Genomic DNA, 1,021 nt, shown 5'->3' with positions numbered 1-1,021 from the left:
AGGCATCCACCGTGTACGCTTAGTCACTTAACCATACAACCCGAAGGAGTTTCGAATTGAAGTTAAACAACCAAAGTTGCTATCTCATTATTTGAATGAGCGAGATAGCTTTCGATTTTGCCGGACTCAAATATGTTTTGTTTTACTTAAACAGTAAGACAAAACCCAAGAACACTTGAATGTGTTGTTTGGAGTATTCAATTAAGAATACTTTGAGAACTTTACAAACAATCTTAAAGATTGTTTTGTCAGCTTTCCAAATTGTTAAAGAGCTAATCACTTCTAATGAAGTAACCATTTTTAAAAGCACTCATCGAATGCGCTTAAAGATGGTGGGCGATACCGGGCTCGAACCAGTGACCCCCTGCTTGTAAGGCAGGTGCTCTCCCAACTGAGCTAATCGCCCACATTAGTTTTACGTCATGTGGTAGACGTCTCGAATGGTGGAGCTATGCGGGATCGAACCGCAGACCTCCTGCGTGCAAGGCAGGCGCTCTCCCAGCTGAGCTATAGCCCCATCGAGAAATGGTGGGTCGTGCAGGATTCGAACCTGCGACCAATTGATTAAAAGTCAACTGCTCTACCAACTGAGCTAACGACCCAATGGTATCCCGTAGGGGAGTCGAACCCCTGTTACCGCCGTGAAAGGGCGGTGTCCTAGGCCTCTAGACGAACGGGACACTAAGTTGAACATCTTGGGAGATGTTCTATCTCTTTTACTTTATAAACCGTATCAATCTGTGTGGACACTCATCGTGACTCATTTGTCTTCACTTTTTAAAAGTGAAAGCAAACTATCCGTATCGTATAAGGAGGTGATCCAGCGCCAGGTTCCCCTAGCGCTACCTTGTTACGACTTCACCCCAGTCATGAACCACAAAGTGGTAAGCGTCCTCCCGAAGGTTAAACTACCTACTTCTTTTGCAGCCCACTCCCATGGTGTGACGGGCGGTGTGTACAAGGCCCGGGAACGTATTCACCGTGGCATTCTGATCCACGATTACTAGCGATTCCGACTTCA

At 46.0% G+C, this 1,021-nt stretch carries 4 tRNA genes and 1 rRNA gene; all 5 read right to left on the bottom strand.

Annotation, left to right across the window (positions count from 1 at the left end):
* Nucleotides 1–330: 330 nt before the first annotated feature.
* A tRNA-Val gene (locus tag GXP65_RS24955) sits at nucleotides 331–406 on the bottom strand.
* Nucleotides 407–441: 35 nt separating this feature from the next.
* Nucleotides 442–517, bottom strand: a tRNA-Ala gene (locus GXP65_RS24950).
* A gap of 9 nt (nucleotides 518–526) precedes the next feature.
* Nucleotides 527–602 (bottom strand) — tRNA-Lys (locus tag GXP65_RS24945).
* Between the two features lie 2 nt (nucleotides 603–604).
* Nucleotides 605–680, bottom strand: a tRNA-Glu gene (locus GXP65_RS24940).
* 128 nt (nucleotides 681–808) lie between these two features.
* A 16S ribosomal RNA gene (locus GXP65_RS24935) occupies nucleotides 809–1,021 on the bottom strand; the annotation flags it as partial.

Origin of the sequence: Vibrio sp. LB10LO1 (genome assembly GCF_010092875.1) — a bacterium.
Lineage (GTDB): Bacteria > Pseudomonadota > Gammaproteobacteria > Enterobacterales > Vibrionaceae > Vibrio > Vibrio campbellii.
The sequence above is the reverse complement of the archived record's forward strand: the minus strand, read 5'-3'. Positions and strand labels throughout refer to the sequence as shown.